Origin of the sequence: Serratia nevei (assembly GCF_024160145.1) — a bacterium.
Classification (GTDB): Bacteria; Pseudomonadota; Gammaproteobacteria; order Enterobacterales; family Enterobacteriaceae; genus Serratia; species Serratia nevei_A.
The window spans coordinates 1-596 of sequence record NZ_JAMYWQ010000107.1; the positions used below are offsets into that span (position 1 = coordinate 1).

1 rRNA gene is annotated in these 596 nt (G+C 55.9%); it reads right to left on the reverse strand.

The window, feature by feature from the left end:
• Nucleotides 1-596 (reverse strand): 16S ribosomal RNA (locus M6G53_RS24955); the annotation flags it as partial.

The window sequence follows — 596 nt, forward strand, 5'->3', positions numbered from 1 at the left end:
AATCCGTCGTCCGTCAATTCCTTTGAGTTTCAACCTTGCGGCCGTACTTCCCAGGCGGACAACTTAACGCGTTAGCTACGACACCGGAAGGCAAACCCTCCCGACATCCAGTTGTCATCGTTTAGGGCGTGGACTACTCGGGTTTCTAATCCTGTTTGCTCCCCACGCTTTCGCACCTGAGCGTCAGTATTGGTCCAGGAAGTCGCCTTCGCCACTGATGTTCCTTCCGATATCTACGCATTTCACCGCTACACCGGAAATTCCACTTCCCTCTCCCATACTCGAGCAAGGCAGTTTCGGATGCAGTTCCCAGGTTGAGCCCGGGGATTTCACACCCGACATACCAAGCCGCCTACGTGCGCTTTACGCCCAGTAATTCCGATTAACGCTCGCACCCTCTGTATTACCGCGGCTGCTGGCACAGAGTTAGCCGGTGCTTCTTCTGTAGGTTAAGTCAACCCCCCGACGTGTTAGGTCGGAGGCTTTCGTCCCTACCGAAAGGGCTTTACAACCCGCAGGCCTTCTTCACCCACGCGGCGTCGCTGGATCAGGGTTTCCCCCATTGTCCAATATTCCCCACTGCTGCGCCCCATAGG